22 protein-coding genes are annotated in these 23,798 nt (G+C 45.0%); 12 read left to right on the forward strand and 10 right to left on the reverse strand.

Features of this window, described 5'->3' with window-relative positions; translation table 11 throughout:
* Positions 1–14 precede the first annotated feature (14 nt).
* Complete coding sequence (locus QFZ51_RS02275) at positions 15–302, reverse strand: HU family DNA-binding protein (protein ID WP_073084475.1); 288 nt, start codon at positions 300–302, stop codon at positions 15–17.
* 220 nt (positions 303–522) lie between these two features.
* Here QFZ51_RS02275 and mutY point away from each other — a divergent pair, with 220 nt between their 5' ends.
* The 6 genes from mutY to QFZ51_RS02305 all read left to right on the forward strand — a co-directional run bounded on the left by mutY (position 523) and on the right by QFZ51_RS02305 (position 6,416).
* The gene (mutY, locus tag QFZ51_RS02280; protein ID WP_429042755.1) at positions 523–1,596 is read left to right on the forward strand and encodes an A/G-specific adenine glycosylase; all 1,074 of its coding nucleotides are present in this window, start codon (positions 523–525) and stop codon (positions 1,594–1,596) included.
* Positions 1,597–1,793: 197 nt separating this feature from the next.
* Entirely contained in the window at positions 1,794–2,252 is a 459-nt protein-coding gene (locus QFZ51_RS02285; protein ID WP_079471287.1) for a single-stranded DNA-binding protein, read from the forward strand.
* A 123-nt stretch (positions 2,253–2,375) separates the two neighbouring features.
* Positions 2,376–3,728: a gliding motility-associated protein GldE gene (gene gldE, locus QFZ51_RS02290; RefSeq protein ID WP_370908683.1), complete on the forward strand. Its 1,353-nt coding sequence runs from the start codon at positions 2,376–2,378 to the stop codon at positions 3,726–3,728.
* 22 nt (positions 3,729–3,750) lie between these two features.
* On the forward strand, positions 3,751–4,353 hold the full coding sequence (locus QFZ51_RS02295) for a hypothetical protein (RefSeq protein WP_429042759.1): 603 nt from the start codon (positions 3,751–3,753) through the stop codon (positions 4,351–4,353).
* A 73-nt stretch (positions 4,354–4,426) separates the two neighbouring features.
* Positions 4,427–4,996 carry a DUF3109 family protein gene (locus QFZ51_RS02300; RefSeq protein WP_370908685.1) on the forward strand — a complete coding sequence of 190 codons (570 nt, stop codon included), beginning with the start codon at positions 4,427–4,429 and terminating at the stop codon, positions 4,994–4,996.
* A gap of 46 nt (positions 4,997–5,042) precedes the next feature.
* Positions 5,043–6,416 (forward strand): LutB/LldF family L-lactate oxidation iron-sulfur protein, encoded by a 1,374-nt coding sequence (locus tag QFZ51_RS02305; protein ID WP_429042761.1) that lies wholly within the window; start codon positions 5,043–5,045, stop codon positions 6,414–6,416.
* Here QFZ51_RS02305 and QFZ51_RS02310 read toward each other — a convergent pair whose 3' ends face one another.
* The 3 genes from QFZ51_RS02310 to purH all read right to left on the reverse strand — a co-directional run bounded on the left by QFZ51_RS02310 (position 6,417) and on the right by purH (position 9,846).
* Positions 6,417–7,610: a TonB family protein gene (locus QFZ51_RS02310; protein WP_429042762.1), complete on the reverse strand. Its 1,194-nt coding sequence runs from the start codon at positions 7,608–7,610 to the stop codon at positions 6,417–6,419. It abuts the gene before it with no gap.
* Positions 7,603–8,181, reverse strand: coding sequence for an RNA polymerase sigma factor (locus QFZ51_RS02315; RefSeq protein WP_429042765.1), 579 nt, complete (start codon positions 8,179–8,181; stop codon positions 7,603–7,605). Before QFZ51_RS02315 ends, QFZ51_RS02310 begins: the two co-directional genes overlap by 8 nt.
* Positions 8,182–8,331: 150 nt before the next feature.
* Positions 8,332–9,846, reverse strand: coding sequence for a bifunctional phosphoribosylaminoimidazolecarboxamide formyltransferase/IMP cyclohydrolase (gene purH, locus QFZ51_RS02320; protein ID WP_429042768.1), 1,515 nt, complete (start codon positions 9,844–9,846; stop codon positions 8,332–8,334).
* 393 nt (positions 9,847–10,239) lie between these two features.
* Here purH and QFZ51_RS02325 point away from each other — a divergent pair, with 393 nt between their 5' ends.
* Positions 10,240–11,220: a hypothetical protein gene (locus tag QFZ51_RS02325; protein ID WP_429042771.1), complete on the forward strand. Its 981-nt coding sequence runs from the start codon at positions 10,240–10,242 to the stop codon at positions 11,218–11,220.
* Between the two features lie 213 nt (positions 11,221–11,433).
* Here the strand turns inward: QFZ51_RS02325 and QFZ51_RS02330 are convergent, their stop codons facing one another.
* Both QFZ51_RS02330 and carB read right to left on the reverse strand, forming a co-directional pair.
* Complete coding sequence (locus QFZ51_RS02330) at positions 11,434–13,533, reverse strand: ComEC/Rec2 family competence protein (protein WP_429042773.1); 2,100 nt, start codon at positions 13,531–13,533, stop codon at positions 11,434–11,436.
* 454 nt (positions 13,534–13,987) lie between these two features.
* The gene (carB, locus tag QFZ51_RS02335; RefSeq protein ID WP_370908691.1) at positions 13,988–16,804 is read right to left on the reverse strand and encodes a carbamoyl-phosphate synthase large subunit; all 2,817 of its coding nucleotides are present in this window, start codon (positions 16,802–16,804) and stop codon (positions 13,988–13,990) included.
* Between the two features lie 444 nt (positions 16,805–17,248).
* Between carB and QFZ51_RS02340 the strand changes: the two genes are divergently transcribed.
* From QFZ51_RS02340 to QFZ51_RS02350, 3 genes are read left to right on the forward strand one after another with little or no spacing between them, the layout of a single operon-like run.
* Entirely contained in the window at positions 17,249–17,494 is a 246-nt protein-coding gene (locus QFZ51_RS02340) for a hypothetical protein (protein WP_370908693.1), read from the forward strand.
* Between the two features lie 49 nt (positions 17,495–17,543).
* Positions 17,544–18,470, forward strand: a complete 927-nt coding sequence (locus QFZ51_RS02345) for a DUF692 domain-containing protein (RefSeq protein WP_370908694.1) — start codon at positions 17,544–17,546, stop codon at positions 18,468–18,470.
* A gap of 5 nt (positions 18,471–18,475) precedes the next feature.
* Entirely contained in the window at positions 18,476–19,138 is a 663-nt protein-coding gene (locus QFZ51_RS02350) for a hypothetical protein (protein WP_429042777.1), read from the forward strand.
* Here QFZ51_RS02350 and QFZ51_RS02355 read toward each other — a convergent pair.
* The gene (locus QFZ51_RS02355) at positions 19,133–20,287 is read right to left on the reverse strand and encodes an MFS transporter (protein ID WP_429042780.1); all 1,155 of its coding nucleotides are present in this window, start codon (positions 20,285–20,287) and stop codon (positions 19,133–19,135) included. The genes QFZ51_RS02350 and QFZ51_RS02355 overlap by 6 nt on opposite strands.
* A gap of 26 nt (positions 20,288–20,313) precedes the next feature.
* Entirely contained in the window at positions 20,314–21,060 is a 747-nt protein-coding gene (locus QFZ51_RS02360; RefSeq protein WP_370908697.1) for a DeoR/GlpR family DNA-binding transcription regulator, read from the reverse strand.
* 84 nt (positions 21,061–21,144) lie between these two features.
* Here QFZ51_RS02360 and QFZ51_RS02365 point away from each other — a divergent pair, with 84 nt between their 5' ends.
* The gene (locus QFZ51_RS02365; RefSeq protein ID WP_429042783.1) at positions 21,145–21,702 is read left to right on the forward strand and encodes a 5' nucleotidase, NT5C type; all 558 of its coding nucleotides are present in this window, start codon (positions 21,145–21,147) and stop codon (positions 21,700–21,702) included.
* 18 nt (positions 21,703–21,720) lie between these two features.
* On the opposite strand, the gene QFZ51_RS02370 is transcribed toward QFZ51_RS02365, so the two are convergent.
* Positions 21,721–22,260 carry a hypothetical protein gene (locus QFZ51_RS02370; RefSeq protein ID WP_429042786.1) on the reverse strand — a complete coding sequence of 180 codons (540 nt, stop codon included), beginning with the start codon at positions 22,258–22,260 and terminating at the stop codon, positions 21,721–21,723.
* A gap of 147 nt (positions 22,261–22,407) precedes the next feature.
* On the reverse strand, positions 22,408–23,007 hold the full coding sequence (locus QFZ51_RS02375) for a helix-turn-helix domain-containing protein (RefSeq protein WP_370908700.1): 600 nt from the start codon (positions 23,005–23,007) through the stop codon (positions 22,408–22,410).
* Between the two features lie 489 nt (positions 23,008–23,496).
* Here QFZ51_RS02375 and QFZ51_RS02380 point away from each other — a divergent pair, with 489 nt between their 5' ends.
* Complete coding sequence (locus QFZ51_RS02380; RefSeq protein ID WP_370908701.1) at positions 23,497–23,772, forward strand: hypothetical protein; 276 nt, start codon at positions 23,497–23,499, stop codon at positions 23,770–23,772.
* The last annotated feature ends 26 nt before the right edge of the window (positions 23,773–23,798 follow it).

Raw genomic sequence — 23,798 nt, forward strand, 5'->3', positions numbered from 1 at the left:
ATTAGGCTGCAAAACTAAGAACTTTTGAGCTTCTTTACTTCAGCAACAAATTCTTTCGAAGGTTTAAATGCCGGAATAAAGTGCTCGGGGATCTCCACAGCTACGTTCTTCTTGATGTTACGCCCAATCTTGGCGGCCCGTTTTTTTGTGATAAAACTTCCAAACCCACGGATATAAATATGTTCTCCGTTAGCAAGAGCTTCTTTCACCTCTTTAAACATGGCCTCAAGTGTGACTAATACATCAACTTTGGGGATGCCGGTTTTTTCAGCAATGTTGTTAATTAAATCAGCTTTTCTCATATGAAAGCGAGAGGATTACTTTACTCTCAAAGTTAATTTAAAAATTCTAATTGCTGAATTTTAAGCAAATAAATTTTATCATTTTTTCTTATAACTGGTATTGGCGATAAATTATATTTATTTGCAGGCCCGGAAATAGGTATCCGGTATACCTCATAGGGTTTTTGTACAGCATTTGCCATATCAATATACTAAATAATTTTATTAAAATAATATATAAATGATATCACCCCGACAATTTTTTACCGAAAAATTACTGGAATGGAACCGGGAAACGAATACCCGCAACATGCCCTGGAAGGGTGAAAAAAATCCCTACCGGATCTGGTTATCTGAAATCATTCTCCAGCAAACCCGCGTAGAACAAGGCTGGCCATACTATGAGCGGTTTATTCAAAACTACCCCACTGTTGAAAAACTGGCTGTCGCACCGGATGAAGAAGTGTTCCGTTTATGGCAGGGACTGGGATATTATGCCCGCTGTAAAAATATGCTGGCAGCCGCCAGGGAAATTTCGGCTACCTATCAAGGTAAGTTCCCCGACCAGTATGAACAGATTAAAGCGCTTAAAGGAATAGGTCCCTATACGGCCGCAGCCATCGCCTCTTTTGCCTTCAATCTTCCTTACGCCGTGCTGGATGGCAACGTTTTCAGGGTCCTCTCCCGCTATTTCGGGATTGAAACGCCGATCGACAGCACCGCGGGAAAGAAGCAGTTCGATGTGCTTGCCCAGGAACTGCTGCCGCAAGGCCACTCTGCTGAATATAACCAGAGTATCATGGACTTTGGCGCAGTGGTATGCAAGCCCCAGCAGCCCCTTTGCGGGGAATGTGTGCTCCGCAAAAAATGCGTGGCCCTGCATGAACAACTTGTTCCACTTCTCCCGGTAAAAACAAAAAAACTCCTGATCAAAAAAAGATATTTCAATTATCTCCTAGTTCATTATAAGGAAGGTATATATATCCGCAAAAGAACAGATAGCGATATCTGGCAAAACCTGCATGAGTTTGTTCTCATTGAAACAGCTGGTCCGTCGGACATCACCGCGCTGCAATCGTCCGGAGCCTTTGAACCGCTGCTGGGAAAAATGCCTTTCGAAATAGACCGGGTGTCTGCTCCATTTAAGCAACAACTCACCCATCAAACCATTCACAGCCAGTTCATTAGCATCACCGTGAAGAAGGCGCCGGCCATCCCCGGGTATACCCTGGTACCCCGCAACAGCCTGAATAGCTATGCCTTTCCCAAGACCATCACCACTTTTCTGGAAAGTAATCACCTGCAATTATTCTAGTGAACACGCATAGAGAATAAAAATATACATTAAGTGTTAAGGCACTTTAGGAATAGTGCCTGGTAACAAAATCCGGCTTAACCTGCTGCCAGTAAGAAATTTTTCCCTATCGATTGGAAAAAAATATTAACTTTAAGAAGGTTGTTTATTTATTAAAAGAAGAACTTTTTAACAATAGACTAAAAAAACCTACAACTATGAGAGGTGTTAATAAAGTAATCCTGATAGGCAATTTGGGCAGAGATCCGGATGTACAGTTTCTGGAAGGGAATATTGCAGTAGCCAAATTTTCACTGGCTACCACTGAAACGTTCAAGGACAGAGCCGGCAAGCTCATTTCACAAACAGAGTGGCATACGGTGGTGCTATGGCGGGGACTGGCCGAACTGGCGCAGAAATACCTGCACAAAGGCAGTCTTGTTTATATTGAAGGCCGCTTGCGCACCCGCAGCTGGGAAGACAAAGAAGGCAATAAGAAATTTGCCACCGAAGTTGTAGGAGATAACCTGGTTATGCTGGATAAACGCATGGACCTCAACAACCAAGATCACCCCATACCTCACCATAGCAGTACAGGGTCAGGCAGTGGAGAAAGCTTTCCGGGACTGGAAATACCACCTTCACTGAACGAACCCGCAGACGATCTGCCTTTTTAGTTGCAAAAAAATATTAAGTTTTGAATGTACGTAATCCCATATAGGGACATTACTTATATTTGCGTGCAGGGAAAGCAATTCCATGAATTACTTTCCCCTATTTTTTGATTAATTACATCAAAGTTGAACATCTTGGGCATCCTTTCGGCAAGCTACGTATCCTATTTTTTACAAGCCAGCGCACCAATTGGCGCCCCTAACGTGGTGGTATTTCTGCTTGTTATTTTTATTCTGCTGCTGCTAACCTTTATTGTTTCCGGTGCGGAAGTAGCTTTCTTTTCCCTTAATCACAAGGATCTGAATGTGCTTAAAACACGCCAGAACGCCTCCGGCAAACTAATTACCCGGTTGCTGGAAAAACCTAAATCACTGCTCGCTTCCTTACAAATTGCAGGTATATTGCTCATGATCGCCTTTATTATGATCACCAATTACCTCGTTACCCAGATGGAAGACCTGCAAACACTGCCGGTAGTATCCCTCCTGGTAAGGATTTCCGCGATCTGTCTCATCTTATTGTTCTTCGGCCAGATACTCCCCAGGGTATGGGCAGCTCAAAACAATATCCGTTTTGCCACCTATTTCGCCTGGTTCGTAAGCGGTGTACATGCCACCATGGAACCGGTCAGCGATTTTTTTGTGGGCCTCAGCACCAGCATTGAAGATCGTTTCTTTCACCGTGGCAGCGGCCCGGTTAATTACCACGAAATTGATGAGGCCATCGAAATGAGCGTGGACGCCACCGCCTCCCAGGAGGAAAAAAATATCCTGAAAGGCATTCTGAAATTTGGCAATATTACCGTAAAACAGATCATGCGCGGCCGTTTGGACGTAAATGGCGTGGAATATGACAGCACTTTCGGCGATATCGTGAAAAGCGTAGCCGACCTGCATTATTCCCGCTTGCCTGTTTATAAGGATAACCTGGATAACATCGTAGGCGTTATCCATACCAAGGACCTGCTGCCTCACCTCGACAAAGGCAACACCTTCGATTGGCACGAAGTAATGCGCCAGCCTTTCTTTGTACATGGCCATAAACTGATCGAAGACCTCCTTTCTGAATTCCAGAGCCGGCGAATGCACTTTGCAGTAGTAGTGGATGAATTTGGCGGTACCTCCGGTATTGTAACCCTGGAAGATATCATGGAAGAGGTAATCGGCGATATTAAAGACGAATTTGATGAAGAAGAATTTAACTACAACAAAGTAGATAACTTCACTTACGTATTCGAAGGCAAAACCATGCTGAACGACGTTTGCCGCATCATGAACATCTCCCCTGAAACATTTGAAACCGTAAAAGGCGAAAGTGACTCTCTCGGTGGTCTTATACTGGAACTGGCCGGAAAATTTCCTGAAGAAAACAGCGTTATTAACTACAATAACTTCGATTTCACTGTACTGGAAGTCAATAAAATGAGGATCCAGAAAGTACAGGTAACCATCAGGCCGGATGCAGCTGATAAAGTGTAACTGCCTGCTAAATAAGCGTAAAATGCCAGCGATTAAAGGAAAGGCCCTCACCCTGCTCGTGGGGCTGATGTGTATATTTGCCGCCTGTGAAAACGTACCCACACCAAAGCCCAGAGGCTATTTCCAGGTGAAATTTCCGGAAAGAAAATACCGCACCTTCGATATGCCCGGATACCCCTATACATTTGAGTACCCGGCATACGCCAATATCATCAAAGACACCTCCTTTTTTGGCGCAGCACCGGAAAACCCGTACTGGATCAATATTGACTTCCCCTCCCTGAACGGGAAAATTTATATGAGCTACAAGATCATCGGCCCCGGTAACAACAGTTTCCGCAAACTGGTAGACGATGCTTTTAAAATGACCTACAAGCATACCTATAAGGCCGAATACATCGACGAAAACAAGATCCATACAGCTAATAACGTAAGCGGCACCTTCTATGAAGTAGGTGGTAATGCCGCCTCTTCAAAGCAATTCTTTGCTACCGATTCCGTAAAACACTTCCTGCGCGGCGCCCTTTATTTTGATGTTACACCCAATGCAGATTCCCTCGCACCCGTTTACCGGTTCCTGGAACAGGATATGTGGCATATGGTAGAAACCCTGCGCTGGAGATAAGCCCTGAATGCTGTAACTTTGTGGTCTTAAATAAGATTGTCTGTCTGTTATTTCAGGCAAAAGAGCATTCCAGATGATTATCATTGACGATAAATACATAAGTGACGAAGTAATTGAGGAGCAATTCGTATGCAATCTGTCCGCCTGTAAAGGCGCATGTTGCGTAGCGGGCGATTGTGGGGCTCCGCTGGATAAAACGGAAGTCAAAACCCTGAAGAAAATTTATCCGAAGATTAAATCTTACCTGCGGGAAGATGGTATCAAAGAAATTGAACACACCGGTACCAATACTACCGACGATGAGTATGGATATGTTACCCCGATTGTAAATAAAGGTATTTGTGCATACGCAACCATAGACGATCACGGCGTAGTAGGTTGTGGCATCGAGAAAGCATACAATGATGGTGTGGTTGATTTTAAAAAACCGATTTCCTGTCACCTGTACCCTATCCGTATTAAAAAGTACGAAACATTTGAAGCAGTAAATTATGACCGCTGGGAGGTTTGCAAACCCGCGTGTAAGAACGGTAAAACCCTTCAAGTGCCAGTGTATCGTTTCCTTAAAGATGCTTTGGTCAGAAAATACGGCACGGAATTTTATGAAGTGCTGGATAACATCGCAAGAAAAGAACACGGGTAAATCATTTTCGGATTTAACTATCTTTAATTAGGAATATTGCTTGCTTATGCATCAAACAGCATCTACTTTTCTGGAAGAAAGTGAAAAGAAAGCGTCTGATCTCGGCCACCGCCAGACGATCAACTTCAATATAGGCAAATACAATACAGCTGTAAAGGCCGGTAAACAACAGTTTACGGATTTACCTGGCGCAAGGGAAAGGGCCAAGAATATCAAGTGGAGAGCTATTGAGCACCTGGATAATCACCTGGAAGAATTTGAGCAAAACTTTACCCGTCGCGGCGGCAAGGTCATCTGGGCTGAAACTGCGGAACAGGTACAACAGGAAATACTGGCCATATGCCAGGCGAAACAATGCAAAAGCATTGTAAAAAGCAAGTCGATGGCCACCGAAGAAGTACACCTGAATGCCTTTATGGAAAGTAATGGCATCGAATGTGTAGAAACTGACCTCGGCGAATACATACAGCAACTCGACGGAGAGCCGCCCTACCACATCGTTACCCCGGCCATGCACAAAAGCAAGGAAGATGTGGCCCGCTTGTTTGCGGAAAAACTTGGCACTGATCCCGGTCTCACTCCGGAACAATTAACCCTTGTTGCCCGCGAAAAACTTCGCCACAAATACCTTCAGGCCGAAATAGGTATCACCGGCGCCAACTTCATTATAGCAGATACCGGCTCCATTGCTGTTACGGAAAATGAGGGCAATGCACGTTTAACCACTGCTTTCCCCAAAACGCATATCGTACTGGTAGGTATTGAAAAAGTACTTCCTTCTATTACAGACCTCAGCCTGTTCTGGCCTTTATTGGCGACCTATGGTACCGGTCAGCAGATCACCGCTTACAACAGTATTTTCAGCGGTCCCCGGCAGGAAGGTGAAATAGACGGTCCGGAAGAAATGTATGTCATCCTGATGGACAATGGCCGTACCAACATTCTTCAGGATACTACTGCACGTGAAAGCTTATACTGCATCCGTTGCGGCTCCTGCCTCAACGCCTGCCCTGTTTATAAAAATATTGGTGGGCACTCTTATGCTGCCACTTACAGCGGCCCTATCGGCGCCGTCATTACTCCTCATCTCAAAGGGATGGATTCCTACATGCACCTGAGTTTTGCCTCATCGTTGTGTGGGAACTGTACCGAAGTATGCCCGGTGCGCATTAACCTGCATGAACTGCTGCTGCATAACCGTCAGAAAGCCGTAGGGGAAAACTATACTTCCGGTGGAGAAAAATTTGCGTGGTTTATGTGGAAACAAGGGAGTACCAGCCGTAAAATGATGAACATGGCCAGCGGCAGAATGAAAAATTTCTTGCTGCGAAGATTCTTTGCCAAAAGCTGGGGAGATAACAGGGAACTGCCTGTATTCGCGTCTAAATCCTTTAACCAGCAGTGGAAGGAGCGGAAATAACTACTTATCTTTTTGCACGGTAAACTTTACCCTCACCTTTACTTTAGCGGGCTTTCCGTCTGAAGCGGGTGTCCATGCGGGGCCTTCTTTGATTACCCGTATAGCTTCCGCATCACAGGCCTCATTCAGATGACGGATGACTTTAAAGTTTTGCAGGCTACCATCCGGCATAACGATGAAGGATACACGCACTGTACCACTGTATTTATTTTCCGGGTTAACTGTTTTGGTTTTCAGATAGTTTTCAAAGGCTGTTTCTCCTGTTATTGGAGCGGGTTCCCGGTAATCGGTGTTATCAGCATCATCGGACGAGACTTCTACCCCAGCCACTTTTCCGGCTAATACAGTCTCTGTACCGGAGTTGAAAACAGAGTCGCGTCTGAGCACACTCACCGACCCTGTGACATTTTTCCTCTTCTGCACACCGTAACCCACTACTACTACGTCGTTTAATGCGTTATGCTGGCTGTCCGGTATATTCAGCATCTTACTTCGTCCCCTGATCATTATCTGTTTCCCTTTTTCGGCAGAAGGAGGAGGAATAAAGTTCCGCTGCTGGTCCGTGCGTTCGGCCTGAGCGGCCGGTACAGCACCAAACATATCTGCTGTGTCAGACACTCTTTTGTTTGCAAGAGAAATTGTTTTATCTGCTGCTTCGCTTTTGAAGTCGGGCTTTGTTTTATAGGCTCCTGCTGCCTGTTCTTCCTTTGCTTGCTTCTCAACTGTTAGCGGCTTAACGGGTGTTGCAGGCATAATTTTTTTAGCGGGATGATCAGCACTTACCGCCGATGGGGCGGTGTCTCCATGTTCGGAGTATACCGGTGCCGTCTCCGGTGATGGTTTCGGCGTGCTTACGTTGGCAATAGGTGCTGTTCGCTGTTGGTTCCAAAGGAACCAGCCTGCAGAAAACATCAACAATAAAATAGCTGCCGCTGCTGCGGCCCGGTAAATCATGGGACGGATGCGGCCTCTGGGCGCGACCCTTTCCGACAGCCTGGAGGCAAGATCTTCCTGGTGGACCGTTTGTTCCGGAGCATGCAGTGCATAGCCTTCCAGCGCGTCTGCCAGGAACGGATCGTCCAGGGCCTGGCGTTCCAGGGCATGCATGGCTTTATCGTCTAGCTCTCCCGCCAGGTATTGGCGGATGAGCCCGGCGAGTTCTTCCGGTTTTATATGTGGCCGCTTGTCAGTCATCTTGTTGTTCCATACATATTTTCAGGTTACGCTTTCCGTTCTGGATGTAGCTTTTTACCTTATTCATTTCATATCCTGTAATAACGCTCACTTCCCGGTAGCTCTTCTCTTTCAGGTAAAACAAGTCTACACTGCGTTTTTGTTCTTCCGGTAAAGTTTCCAGGCATTTTTCCATACTCTGCAGGTTATCTTCCAGTGATACGCCGTTTTCATGATGCCCGTTTTCACCGTTTTCCACAACGAGGTGATCATCAATAGATACCTGCCGGGATTCCTTATTTTTCATTGCCCGCAGCTTCATTAAGCAATGATTACGGGCAAGCACATGCAACCAGCTTTTAAAATTCTGGACTTCGTGTTGCTTTACCTTGATAATTAATTCCTCAAAGATCTGCATTACGGCATCTTTGCTGGCTTCTTCATCAAAATATCTCAGGCATACCCCATATGCCAGGTTCATGTAACGCTGGTAAAGGGCGGCAAGAAAATCCAGTTTACCGGTGGTTTTAAACTCCCCGATCAACCAGGCATCATCTGCATCCTGCATGATATTTTGTTGAATAAAAGACATTTGTAGCAGCTATTCGCTTATGGCCTTGGCTTTTAGGATGATATTGATTTACAAGTCGACAATACTATTATTTTTTTTGAATATTATAAGATGAAAATAAGAAAGCACCGGGAATTCCGGTGCTTTCTCTTATAAATTCCATAATTACGATTAGTGTCTGAAGTGGCGCATGCCGGTCATTACCATTACCATATCATGCTCTTTACAGAATTCAATGGAGTCGTTATCCCTCATAGAGCCACCAGGCTGGATTACTGCTGTAATGCCATGTTCGTGGGCAATGCTTACACAATCATTGAAGGGGAAGAAAGCATCGGAAGCCATTGCTGCACCTTTCAGATCGAAACTAAACTGGCCGGCCTTTTCAATGGCGTGGCGCAGTGCATCGATACGGGAGGTTTGGCCACATCCTTTACCAATCAGTTGTTGATCTTTTACTAATGCGATCGCATTGGATTTCAGGTGTTTGCAAACGATGTTGGCAAACTCCAGGTCAGATTTTTCAGCGGGTGTAGCAGGACGGGCGCCTACTTCGTTCCATTCTTTGTAGTTACCATTATCGCTGTCCTGCAGTAAAACGCCGTTCAATACATTTTTAAACATGTATTTGCTCTTTACCGGTTGTTTCTGTTCCAGGAGGATGCGGTTCTTTTTGGCCTGCAGCACGGTCAGTGCATCGGCATCAAAACCAGGAGCGATGAGGATTTCGAAGAAAATTTCACTGATGGATTCGGCAGTGGTTTTGTCGATTACCCTGTTGGTTACCAGTACGCCGCCAAAAGCGCTTTCCTTGTCGCCTGCCAGTGCTGCATCCCAGGCTTCTTTCAGTGTGCCACGGGAAGCAATGCCGCAAACGTTCGTATGCTTGATCACAGCGAAGGTAGTCGCTTCAAATTCCTGGATCAGCTGGCACGCAGCGTCTACATCCACCAGGTTGTTGAAGGATAATTCCTTACCATGTAATTTGTTAAAGATTTCATCCAGGTTACCATAGAAAACACCACGCTGATGTGGGTTTTCGCCATAGCGGTTCACTTGTCCTTCCGGAATAGAGAGCTGGAAATTTACGCCGGGCTCATTATTCAGGAAATACCGGGAGATCGCCACATCATAGTGAGCGCATACTTCAAACGCTTTGGCAGCAAAGCTTCTGCGATCTTCAATGGTGGTAGCGCCGTTGTTATCGGTCAGTACCTTTTCGAGGTCGGCGTATTGATCTTTCGAAGCAACAATCACCACATCTTTGTAGTTCTTGCCGGCTGCGCGGATCAGTGACACCCCGCCTATATCAATTTTTTCGATGATGGTTTGTTCTACCGTCGTGCTTTTTACGGTTTCCTCAAACGGATACAGGTCAACGATTACCAGGTCTATTTCCGGAATCTGGTATTCCTTCAGTTGTTCCAGATCCTGTGGATTATCACGGCGGGCCAGAATACCACCAAATACCTTAGGATGCAGGGTTTTAACACGTCCACCCAAAATAGACGGGTAAGCAGTCAGGTCTTCTACTGCTACACATTTCACACCCAGGTCCTCAATAAATTTTTGGGTACCGCCGGTAGAATAGATGGTAACACCTTGTTCACCTAATTTTTTAACAATGTTCTCCAGGTTATCTTTATAGAAAACGGAGATCAGCGCTGATTTAATTTGCTTTTGCATGAATGGAAAACATTAGAAATTAATAACATAGGCTCCCTGGTCCGGAACCGAAAAGAAGCGCAAAGTTAACACGTAACAATCACTTTTCCATTTCTCAATCCTGAGAATATAAAAACGAATGTTTTTGACTGGGCGAAACAGACTGTAAATACTTGTTAAATAACTATTTAAATTTATAAAAATCGATTATTTCGCGAATTGTTAATCTGTTGTTTACCCGCTTAAATTAAATCCCTATATGAAAAGAATTATCTTGTTGTTTTCCCTGGTTTGCCTGCTTGGCAGCGCAAAAGCGCAGGTTGTTGTGATACGGTTGTAACATTTGCCAGAAATAATACACCGGTAAATGGTACCAAAATCAAAACCAATTTACCATATGCCAATGGTGCAGAAATGCCCACAATCATAATTGAAGGTTATAATTTCGGATCTACCCAGCCAATTGGGCTCATCATCAACTTCTATATCTATAACGGTACTTTCTCCAATGTACAGGCATCTTCTTTTGGCGCCTATACGCCACAAATGTACCTTGCAAATGAAGGGGGCAAAGTGGTTATTTTCATGAACAGTAAAGATTATTACCAGCGTTTTGCTATCAGGGCCTTTGCCAGGAGCATGCCACAGGACATTCCCGTTAACTACCAGGGATGGAGTGTAGTAGACGAAGCCATTTCTCCAAGTGCATTAAACCAAACGGAGATTACCTATTTAAATAAATTTGCTGGTACAGTAATGTTACCGGGCAATGGTATATGGCAACCCTCTGGTCGCGTGGGGATTAATTTGAATTCACCCCGGGCTCCGCTACATGTTATTGCTACAGCAAAGGATACCATTGCCGGACAAAAAATAGCGGCGATCCTGGGTAACGCCTACAACGAATGGACTGCGTTTGGCGGGGCCGTTGGCGGAAGAATCCGTGGTAGCAGCGAAGGTTATCTGGTATTGGAATCTAATCCAGCCGGCTCTGATAAAAGATTATATCTAAATTCCAATTCTCCCGGTGATATAATCATGGCAGTTGGCGGAGGAAACGTAGGTATAGGTACCGTTGATCCCAAAAGTAACAAGTTAGCTGTGGAAGGCACAATTGCCGCCAGAAGGGTAAAAGTAACCCAGGCTAATCCCTGGCCGGATTATGTGTTTGGTGACAACTATGCTATTATGCCGCTTTACGAAACCGAAAAGTTTGTGAAAGAGCATAAACATTTACCAGATATGCCTTCGGCTAAAGACGTTGCGGAAAACGGCCAGGATCTGGGTGAGATAAACAGAAAGCTGCTGGAAAAAATGGAAGAAATGACATTGCATTTGATCCGGATGCAAAAGAAAATCGATCAACTGGAAAGCCAGATTAAACAATCGCGCTAAATGATATCTCGGTCGGGCCGACTTTGCTTTGGGCCCGGGATCTGGTTCCCTTTGTCTTCTAATATATTGCTCAACTATAACAGCCCGTGGTCACCAGTATACATTATGCTGATAGCCGCGGGCTTTAAAATGAGCGGCGGCCGGTCAACGAAAAACGATATCATCCAACTGCAAGCTGTCTCCTGTACTATTCAGACACCTATCATTCCATTTTTACCTGCATGTCAAAATAAACGCCCCCTGATCTCCAATAGAATAATATTGCATTCCCAAGGTATCACAATCACTTTTCCATTTCTCAATCCTTCGTGCACTATTTGAAGCCGCAAAAATGAGTGTATCAAACGCATAAAAATCGCACAGTTGCCTGATATTCACTGGTGGATTACGTGTTAATAAAATATAATTGGTCTTAAATTTTTCAGGTGGCGCCAGACCCGGCAACGCGCTGTCTATAATCAGTATCCGCTTTCCCTCGAAGCTCAGAAAGCGGCCATATTGCTGAAAAGAAGCGGGTGTACCGGCATGCGCGCGCAGGTTTGCGCGCGTGTTCAGGAGTTGCTGTGCTACGGGTAATTGCCACACACTATCATTACCGGCAAATTGTACCAGGTTACCTTTAATACAATCAATGGCCGTATAGGCGGGCACGTTATAGATAATAATACTGCATTGTCTCTTGCAGGCGGTCACCCAACTGACACGGGCGATCAGAAACCCCCAGATACAAAGAAGTCCCATCCACAATCCAGGCCGGAACCTTACCAGTAGCCACAGCGCCAGTACCGCGATCAGCAGATAAAGCAGTACGGTTTGCGCCAGCGAACAGTGAATATCCCTGATCACTGCACCAGGCAACTCTCCAATCCACCTGATGCAGCTATTCATTCCGAAGATCATATATTTCAATGCACTGCCCAGCCAAACCGCCGGCTTTCCCAAAGGCGACAGGAGCAACAATATTACTTCTCCGTAAATGATTAGGGTTGACAGCGGCACCGCGATCAGGTTAGCCGGTAAAAAATAATTGGGAAACTGGTGAAAGTAAAATAGGCTCACCGGTGTGGTGATCAGTTGTGCCGCCAACGACACCGCCGTCATTTGCCAAAGCCAGTCTGCCCACCGGCGTTTCCACTCGAACAGGCGGTAAATAGGTTGGTAAAAAAGCAGAATGCTGAGTACGGCGAGGTACGACAACTGAAACCCTGCATCCACTACCAGGTAGGGATTAAAGCATAGTAATATGGTTGCGGAAGCCGCCAAAGTATTGTAAATGCTGCTATACCGGTGCAATACAAAACGTCCGACAGTAATACCTGTAAACATTACCGCAGACCGGAGTACGGAGGCAGATGCACCGGTGAGTAAGGCAAATCCCCACAGCACAACGAGGATGATCACTGCTTTTGTTACATGCATCCAGGAATGGGCTGGTAGCCATTGCAGCAACCATAGCAGTGTACTGTACAGCAAGGCAAGATGCATTCCCGAAATGGCAATCACGTGCACAATCCCGGTATTACTGTAGCTCTGCACCACATCCCGGTCAAGGTCCTGGCGGTAACCAATAAGCAATGCTTCTGCCATACCGGCTTCCGGTCCGTTACCAATATACTTTTTCAGATTATACAGGCAATAATCCCTTGCCTGCAGCAATAACCTGCGTACCGGATGCCCACGATTATACGGTAACAGGTAAAAGTCTGCCTGGCCGAGATACACCTGCTGGTAAACCTGTTGTGTTACCATATATTGCTGATAGTTAAACGCCCCGGGGTTACCGCTAAATTTGATGAATTCGGGCCGTTTCCTGGCAATTAATTCGTCTCCGTAGTGAAGGGCAGGTAAAAGACTGTCCTTGCCCGTATAAAGCAATAAACAGCCTTTAACAGGCAACCATTCATCCTCTTTGCAAACGGCTATTACCTGTGCGGTGGTTTTAAAGGAACGGGGCTTTTCCTGTGGAGGTTCATTTATGCGCAACAGGTAAAATGGTGTATCGACCAGGTACCTATCGTAAAAATCTTTGCTATGGCGGATATCGGCATTATATAACAGCAAACCGCCACAACAACAGATCAACAGGGAGCATAATATTCCTGGTAGCCAGGCCGCGGCAAAACGCCATTGCAGCGGTAAAAAACGAAACGCTGATACACCTGCCATGCAACAACAGGCTGCTGTAATGTACCAAACAGGATTCACCGGTATATACAGCTGAAGGGTAATTCCAGCTACTAATGGTGCGATGATACGCAGAAAAGGTGCACGCTTCCACCATTTCACAACAAACAATGCAGATTCAAATTCCATGCAGGGTTAACTTTATCGGGTAAACAAACCTCGCATTTCTGAGTAGTAAAAGCGTTTTGGAAATGTTAAAAGGGGATGTTTCTGACTGCTAATATTTATATATGATATCTTGAAAACTTTCACTTTACCTAAATAAATCCCGGCAAACTAATAAAGCTCATCTTCTTTTTAAGTTATTAATAATCATATAGTATCATATTATACACTATCGCATCTGTTATTGATTAGTTAACATCTCTTTTAAATATAATATTATTTGTAAACTGCATTACCGGTCACGCTATATGAATTGTATCAAGATTCAATAGTCGTGTCTTTAATGGTTATTTTGAGGGAAAAGAAGGAGCCTGATTTTTATCAGGCTCTGTTCATTTTCAGATAAAACGATTTATACATAAAAAAGCCCTTCCGATGTAACGGAAGGGCTTTTAATATTTGGTTCCTTAACAGGAAACTACTTGCTCAGATACATACTCTTTTCTTTGAAAAGCTGTCTGAAATACGGGTCACGCAGATCCTTGATAAAGCGGATGGCTTCTCCTGTAGATTTCATTTCAGGTCCGAGTTCCTTGTTTACACCCGGGAACTTATTGAAAGAAAATACAGGCTCCTTAATAGCAAAACCTGTAAGATTCTTTACAATGGTAAAGTCCTTCAGCTTATTGGCGCCTATCATCACTTTAGTGGCAATGTTCAGGTAAGGCACCTGGTAAGCTTTCGCAATAAACGGTGTAGTACGCGATGCACGCGGATTGGCTTCGATCACAAACACATTACCATCTTTAATGGCAAACTGGATGTTGATCAAACCACGGATATCAAGTGCACGTGCAATCTTTTCTGCATAGTACTCCATAGTGGTTACCTCAATTGGCGACAGGTTGAAGGCCGGCAGCAACGCATGGCTGTCGCCACTGTGAATACCCGCTGGTTCAATATGTTCCATCACACCCATTACATGGAAATCAGTACCATCAAAAATACCATCTATTTCCGCCTCCTGACAACGATCCAGGAAGTGATCAATCAGTATTTTATTACCTGGCAAGTGTCTGAGCAGGCTCAGTACAGATTCTTCCAGTTCTTCTTCATTGATAACAATCCTCATGCGCTGCCCGCCCAATACGTAGGAAGGACGCACCAGCACCGGGTAACCCACTTCTTTCGCCACATCAATAGCGTCATCCGTGTTGTAAGCAGTACCGTACTTTGGATAAGGAATACCAAGTTCTTTCAGCATGTCGGAGAAACGGCCGCGGTCTTCCGCAATATCCATGTTGTCAAAGGATGTACCTATGATCTTCACGCCATTTGCTTCCAGGCGCTTCGCCAGTTTCAACGCAGTTTGACCACCCAGCTGAACAATCACACCTTCCGGTTTTTCCAGTTCTATTATTTCCCAAAGGTTTTCCCAGAACACCGGCTCGAAATACAGCTTATCCGCCATATCAAAATCGGTTGATACCGTTTCAGGGTTACAATTCACCATGATGGCCTCATATCCGCAATCCTGGATGGCTTGCAAACCATGCGTACAGCAGTAGTCGAACTCAATACCCTGTCCAATCCTGTTGGGGCCGGAACCGAGTACAATGATCTTTTTCTTATCGGTAGGAACACTTTCGTTTTCTGTATCAAAAGTAGAATAGAAGTAAGGCGTTTTTGCTTCAAACTCTGCGCTGCAGGTATCTACCATTTTAAATGTGCGGCGGATACCCAGCTCTTTACGTTTAGCGTATACTTCATCTTCATCACAATCGCCAAACAGGATAGCCAGTTGCGCGTCAGAGAAGCCCATTTTCTTGGCGTCTCTCAGCATATCAACGGAAACAGTCTGCAGGTCGAGTTCCAGCAATTGTTTTTCCAGGTTCACGATATCCTGTATCTGGTGCAGGAACCAACGATCAATAAAGGTAAGCTGATGAATATGTTTTACCGATACGCCCGCCATCAAAGCATCTTTTATACGGAAGATACGATCCCAGGTTGGACGCTTTAATTTTTCAATCAGTTGCTCGCTCTTCATGAGTGATTTACCATAGTAACCCAATCCCAGCGCATCGTTCTCGAGGCTCTGGCAGGCTTTCTGCAGGGCTTCGGGGAAAGTACGTCCGATAGACATTACCTCTCCTACTGACTTCATCTGCAATCCTAAAGTATCATCGGCTCCTTTGAATTTATCAAAGTTCCAGCGCGGCATTTTAACGATTACATAGTCCAGTGCCGGCTCGAAAAATGCGGAAGTAGTTTTGGTGATCTGGTTTTCCAGTTCATCCAGTGTATAACCAATCGCCAGTTTCGCAGCAATTTTTGCAATCGGATAACCGGTTGCTTTGGAAGCCAGTGCAGAAGAGCGGCTTACACGCGGATTGATTTCAATGGCAATCAGCTCTTCATTTTCAGGGTTGAGAGAGAACTGCACATTACAACCACCGGCAAAGTTGCCGAGGTCGCGCATCATCACCATCGCTTTGTTACGCATGTCCTGGAAAGCGGTATCGCTCAGGGTCATTGCAGGAGCTACTGTAATGGAATCACCGGTATGGATCCCCATGGGATCAAGATTTTCCACGGTACAAATGATAACAACGTTATCATTCTTATCACGCAGCAATTCCAGTTCAAATTCTTTCCATCCGAGTACGGCTTTTTCCACCAGAACCTCATGGATCGGAGAAGCTTTTAAACCACGGTCCAGTGCTTCATCCAGGTCGTCTTTGCTATGCACAAAACCACCACCGGTACCACCCAGTGTGAAAGAAGGACGGATTACCAGCGGAAATCCTATTTCCTGGGCAAACTCTTTACCTTCCAGGTAGGAGTTCGCTGTTCTGGCAGGCGCTACGGGTATTCCCAGCCGGATCATCCACTGCCGGAACTGTTCGCGATCTTCCGCCTTATCAATGGCTTTGATGTCTACTCCAATCAGGCGAACGTTATTTTTTTCCCATATTCCCAGTTCGTCTACTTCTTTACAAAGGTTCAGCGCAGTTTGGCCGCCCATAGTGGGTAATACGGCATCTATCTGGTTTTCTTCCAGAATCTGCTCAATGCTTTCCACGGTCAGCGGCAGCAAATAAACCTTATCGGCCATCATAGGATCCGTCATGATGGTAGCCGGATTGGAATTAATCAAAATCACTTTAATTCCTTCTTCCCGCAGCGAACGTGCTGCCTGGGAACCGGAATAATCAAATTCGCAAGCCTGACCAATAATAATGGGTCCAGAACCGATAATGAGTACAGATTTGATAGATGAGTCTTTTGGCATTTGTGTAATCTATTGAAAATGAAAAACCAAATTGATTTTTCCGCCGTGTGAGGGAACAAAAAAATCGTGCAAAGTTACGGGATTTGAAATTTATAAACAGAAATAAATTTTGTTTTGGGAGAAGATTTTTTGCGGAGATGGATGAATGTAGCTGAATTTATATAGAATAAATCCGTTATTTGGTAGAAATAAACAACGTGCAAGAAATCCCTGAAACACAAATCAATGATCCCCTGATCATGATCTTCCGGGAATTACCCCGTTCCTCATTTTCCCGTATAAATACTTATCATGATTTCATCTTATTCTCCTAACTTTATCATCCGCAGTTAAAAATATACTGCGCTGCAACCCCAAAAAGACTGGCACTAAATTCTACGACAGCCCTGCCCGCAGGGAATCCTTCTTTTATTTTTTATTTAAACACCCCAAAAATTAAACGTCATGCGCACAGCTGAAATTCATTACGGCGACAATGGTCACGTAGATGTTGCCGTTCCCAAAGGCACCAAAATGGAAGACATCGCCAAACTGCAATCCATGGTGATCAAACAAATCAATCCCCGCGGATGCCAGGCCTGCTTATCCGGTGTTCACTTTAACATCCGGGAAAAGCTGGAAGAAGTGATTAAAGTTGACCTGGATAAAATGGCGGTCATCAAAGACATTGCTATCAAACAACAACATTAATGCGGATACCGTCCCGGCCTTGCCGGGACGGTTCTTAAACCTCCTCACCATGTCACAAGTATTATCAACAGCCAGGGTGGGCCGTCTTTATCAGCAAACTATTCCACAACTGGGCGTAGGCCTCCTCTACAATCCTGCGCTGGAACTATACCTTGACGCATGCCCCGGCATTTGCGATTACGTGGAGATTATCCCGGATATGTTCTGGACGGATCGCGGAAACAATACTCCACAACGGTTTGAAGAAATTGAATCCTGGATGAAAGTGCTGGATAAAATAGCGGCCCAATATCCTCTAACTTCGCACAATATCTCCTACTCCCTCGGCAGTGCAGGTATCTTCGATAAAGCCTATCTGCAAAAAATGAAAGAATGGCATGAACGCTATCGCTTTAAATGGCATAGCGATCACCTTTCTTTTGTAAAAGTGCATAACGAAGAACAGGAAGAACACAATGCAGGACTTGCTGTACCGGTACCGTACGATTATGAAGTGCTGGATATGATCGGTGGCCGCATCAATGCCATCAAACGCTCCATCAGCACACCTTTCCTGGTGGAAAATAACGTATACTTTATCGACCTTCCCGAACAGGAACTCAGCGAAACCGCCTTCCTTAATGAGTTATCGCGCGATACTTCCTGTGGTTTGCTGCTGGACATCCACAATGTATATACGAATGCGGTAAATCATCACTTCGATGCAAAAGCTTTTATTGCACAACTGGAACTGGATAAAGTCATTGAAATACATATTGCAGGCGGAAACGAAATGGCCGGCATGTACACTGACTCCCACGCAGGGCCGTGTCCGCCGGAAGTATGGGAACTACTCGATTATACGTTACCGTTAGTACCCAACTTATGCGGCATTACCTTCGAGTTTCATGAATCTTATTTTCACCTGCTGCAATTCGACGGTGTTACCCGCGAACTAAACAGGGCGAAAGCAGCCTGGAACCTTTATCATACCTGAGTATTATGTCACTTCTATCTTTTCAGAAAGCACTGACGGACCTGATTGCCTCCCCGCAATTATGCCTGCAGCTGCGGAATGATGCCGCAGCAGTATTATCACGGTACGATCTTACCGGCCGTGAGCAGCGACGGCTGCAAACAGTAGTGTACCAGCAGGGCATGTCGGTAAGTTGTACCCTGTACCGGGTAAACAGGATCACGCCCATTTACACGATGCTTCCTTATACCTGTTTTTTACTGGGCGGGCAACTGATGCCGGTAATAGAAGCGTTTTGGGCCATAGACAACCGGTCGGATCTGCAGTTTAAAAGGGAAATCAACATCTTTGGGGAATTCCTGTTGCAGAAATTATTGAGCGGGGAAATGGTGAATCCTTACCTGCGGGAAATTGTAGTAATGGAGCTCGCCATGAATGAATTGAAATTTTTACCGCGGGAATCACTGATGGAAACCGGTGACGATGAAACAAGCTTACATCCGCTGGTCAGGCTGGTGCCATTTGATCATCCGCCGGAACCCTTGCTCACAGCGCTTGCAGGCATGAAGCTACCAGAACGGGAAGAAGATACCGGTGAATACTGGCTGATGCTCGACCACCGGGAAGAAGAACTTTCTTTCCGCGCGCTGCCCCACAAAAATGGAGCAGCGGCGGTTGCAGGATTATAATTTGATCCTGGAAGACATCACGGCTATAGCAGCGCCCATAACAGCAATCATCGTAAAAGCCACGCCAAGATTCGTAGCCTGCGCTACAAACCCAATCAGCGGAGGACCAAACAGGAATCCAAAATAACCAATGGTAGATACCGTGGCCAGCGCCATTCCCGGCGGCAGCTTTGTGGATCTGCCCGCAGCACTGTATACCAGCGGCACTACTGCCGATACGCCCGCGCCCACCAGCATAAAGCCCAGCATGGCCGGAACAAAGTAAGGGAAGATAACCGCTACCAGCAAACCACTGGCAGTAAGTCCGCCGCTTATCAGCAGCATCTTTTTAACACCCAGCCGTGTAGTCAGGTAATCTGCTATGAAGCGTCCGGATGCCATGGTGCTCATAAAGGCTGCATAACCCGCGCCGGACCATCCCTCCCTTACCTGTATCACCCTGCGGAAATAAACCCCGCTCCAGTCAAACATAGTGCCCTCGCAAATCATAGAGCACATGGCGATAATTCCCAGCGTAAACAGGAAAGCATCCGGCCTGCCAAATAAAGAAGGTGCATTATTTTCATTGGTTACACGAACCACCAGCCGGTTCATTGTGATGACGATGAGGATCCAGGAAACCGCGGTAACAATTAAAAAGTGATATACCGGCGCCAGGTGCAAACCTGTCATCCAGGTACCAAAAGCCGCCCCGGTAAAACCCGCTACACTCCACAATCCGTGAAACGAAGCCATAATAGAACGGCCATACATGGCCTCCACGCCTACTGCCTGTGTGTTCACCGCAATGTTGGCAAGGTTACCGAAAAAGCCAAAAAATACCAGGAATGCACTCAGCTCCAGGGAAGTATGCGCCAGTCCGAGCACCGGCAGCACTGCGGCGTATGCTACCGCCGCAATCAGCAATACCTGGCGGCTGCCATATTTCGATACCAGTATGCCGGCCACCGGAAGGGAAATAATGGAACCTACCGGCAGCGCCAGCAGTACGCTTCCCAGCCCGGCATCATTTAATTTTAATGCCAGCTGAATATCCGGAATGCGGGAAGCCCAGCTGGAAAAGCATAGTCCGGTTAAAAAAAACAAGGCGCTCACCGCAATACGCGTGGCTCTTTTATTAATCATTACCATCGATAGATCGTGTAACATCTTCGGTCAGATAAAAGTTGAATTGATCAGATCACCTGTATTCCCAGGTTAATATAAGGTTTTAGTGATGGCAGGTCCGGATTATCTGTAATAATCGTATCCAGGCCAGTGATATCGCATACTTTAAACGGTTCCGCTGTACCCATTTTATCGCTGGTAGCCAGTGCAATGGTTTTATTGGCAGATCCCACCATTACACTTTTCACATCTGCTTCCCCAAGATCCAGGCCTGTTACACCCGCATCCGGATGCAAACTGCAGATGCCCAGGAAGCAGATATCCGCCCGCATTTTTTCCAGCATACGGATCGTATCCATGCCACCTGCCGTTTGAGAATCTTTACCAATCAGCCCACCCGTGAAAATCACCTCAATGACGGGGTGCTCTATTAGTTGCGCCACTATCGGTACACTGTTCGTAATAACGGTGATATGAAGATTAGCAGGAAACAGTTTTGCCAGCATTAAAGTAGAAGTCCCCCCGTCAAGAATAATAGTTTGACCATTATGCAGATACGCCAGGGCTTTGGTGGCAATATGTTTCTTATCATCTTCATGATATACAATACGCTCCTTAAAAGAATAAGGATTCGGTGAATGCGGGATCGCTCCTCCCCGTACTTTGATCAGCTGCCCGTTTTGCGCCAGCGATTCAAGGTCCCTGCGCACGGTGTCTTCCGATACCTGCAAATCGCTGCTAAGCTCTGTTTGCAGCACTTTATGATCTGTTTGCAGCTTTTTGAGGATATAATCCAATCTTTCCTCTCTCAACATGGGTCGTGCTATTTTATGCAATATTATGAAAGATTATGCAATAATTTGCAGAATATCGCATAACTTTGCATAAAATAGCAAAATATGGCAAGAATAGCAATCGACATGGACAATGTAATGGCAGACCTTACCCAACATCTGCTGGATGTATACGCAAAAGAATATGGCGAAATAATAGATCCGGAGCGTTTGAACAACATCCCCGAAGGCAGCGCATTCCCTGAAGGTGTAGCCATGAAAATACTGAGTTCCCCGGGATTTTTCAGGGGGATACCGGTAATGGCGGGCAGCCAGGAAGTAGTAAAGGCACTGGCAGACCAACACGAAGTTTTTGTAGTATCCGCGGCCATGGAATTTCCATTGTCACTGGCGGAAAAACACGCATGGCTGAGTGAACATTTTCCTTTTATCAGCTGGAAAAATATAGTATTCTGCGGGTCCAAAACCATTGTGGAAGCGGATTACATGATTGACGACCACGATAAAAACCTGTCTGCTTTTAAAGGAACGCCACTCCTGTTTACAGCACCGCACAATTTGCCTCTTACCGATTACAAACGGGTAAACAACTGGGAAGAAGTAGCTGAATATTTTGAATTGAGTGCTGTAAAAAATGAAAACCATTTGCTGGCTGTGAGCTAACACCGGATTGATCCCGGCTTACCTGGATTCCAGGGTACTGATCCTTTTTTCGAGGGTGCTTACCTTGCGGACGTACTGTTGTACCTCCATACATTTGTCCAGGTAGGCTTCTACCCAGTTAACCTCCTGCTTTATGGCAGGTGGACCGGTAAAGTAACCGGGCGATAATTGCAGATGTTCCTGCAACAGCTCCAACTGCTTGTCGCTAAATACCGCAGTATCCAGCCATTCATGCATATTATTTAACGATATGTGCAGTTGAGCCGCCAGTTGCTCATCTGTTATTTTTTGCTTCGCAAGATATAATTGCAGCAGTTCACCCTGATGGCAGGTATTTCCTTCCAGTGAGTTCCAGTGGTAAAAATCCTCCAGCGTAACGGGAACAGCTTCCAGCAATATATCCAGCTTTTCCTTTTTAATAGCTGCCTGCGAAAAATAACGATACAGGCCTTGCGGGGTTAATTTAACTTTCTTAGCATAATGCAGGATCACAATTTCCTTTTGCCTCAGTATACGCCGCAACCTGGCGCCTGCATGAACATAATATGGAACTGACATTTATACGATTCCTGTTTTGGTGAAGAATGGGGTGTGTATACAAATATAATACTTTTATATTCTCAAAACAGCGGTTGTTCTCTTGAATTTTAAAGCACACTGGCTAAAACTATCAACAAATATCATTATAACAAACTGGATGCTATTTTAACTATTTTGTTTGCGGAAAGCCGCCAGTTCTTTCTTTATCTGCAGCAACTCATCTTTCAGTGCAGCATGACTTTTCAGCAACTGCGTATATTCTTCCAGCTGCTTATAATATTTTTCCCTAAGCAACATCATTTCTTCGCTATCCGTATTACGGGCTTCCTGCACGGTACCGGGGTTAAGAAAGGCATCCACGCTCATATCCAATCCTTTCGCCACCCTGTCCAGTTCGTCCGGCGAAAAGCTTTCTTTCTCAAATAAGTTATACATGGTACGGCGGCTCATATCCAAACGGCCGGCCAGTTTGCTTTTATTCAACCCTTTCTCTGCAATGATATGCTGTAAGCGTTCTCCGTGATGTATACTTTTACCATTCGTTAGCTGCATCGCACCATTCCATCTCATAAATTCTTCCGGGGTAATACCAATAAGCGCGCAAAAGCGCTCCATCGTAGCGCGTTTCATGTCACTTTTCCGCAAGTGATAATGAGCGATCTGGTTTGTAAAACCGGCCATAGTGGCGAAATCAACAATCTTTATTTTTTTTTGCTTCAAGATCTGTTTCAACCGGTGTCCCATGTGTATCAGGCTCGACTGCATCCCTTTTCATTTTAAATTATAATGCTACATACAGGATGACCTGTCGTATTATCGTATAATTTAACAATTAATATTTCATTCTGTAAATAAAAATATCAATTTAACGAAAAAAATATAAGTCCGTAACCAGCCCTGGCAACAAATATCCGTACTAACTATAAAGGGTATACGCAAAAAAATAACAAGAAATATTTATCGATTTAATAACGATGAAATCAGAATGATAACAAACAGGATTATTGTGTAAACGATACACATCATTTATAGATTAACGAATCATAAACAAAAGCATAATAATTCTCTCAAACGCGCTACTGCAAACGGTTACATCATTACATATTTTTTTTAAAGAAAGTAAAGTTTTATAATTATAAATTGCATGATTATAAATATATTTGCTTACACCTTAAAGTAACTTTAAAACATGTTCTACTATTCCGACAATTCATTTGTTAACCATATCCAATCATTCTGAAAATAATACCCACTATGAGCAAAGAACCAATAAATGTGCTACTTGACATTCATACCAAACTTTCCAGTCTTCCTGTGCTGTTCAGGGAGAAAGTATGTGAAGAATGTAACTGGAGCACACCCACATTTTATCGCAAAATGCGCGGAAGAGATAAGCCGAATCCAAATGAGAAAGGAAAAATCATTCCTGCACTCAGTAATGCGGAAAAGCAACGAATCATTGAAATTATGGAAGAAGTATTTGCATCCGGTGAAGATGACCTGGCAAAATACCGGAAACCTTCCAAATGACCACTGTTGCCTTTCATCCGCCGTTT

It is taken from the genome of Chitinophaga sp. W3I9 (assembly GCF_050434025.1).
In the GTDB taxonomy this organism is placed as follows: domain Bacteria; phylum Bacteroidota; class Bacteroidia; order Chitinophagales; family Chitinophagaceae; genus Chitinophaga.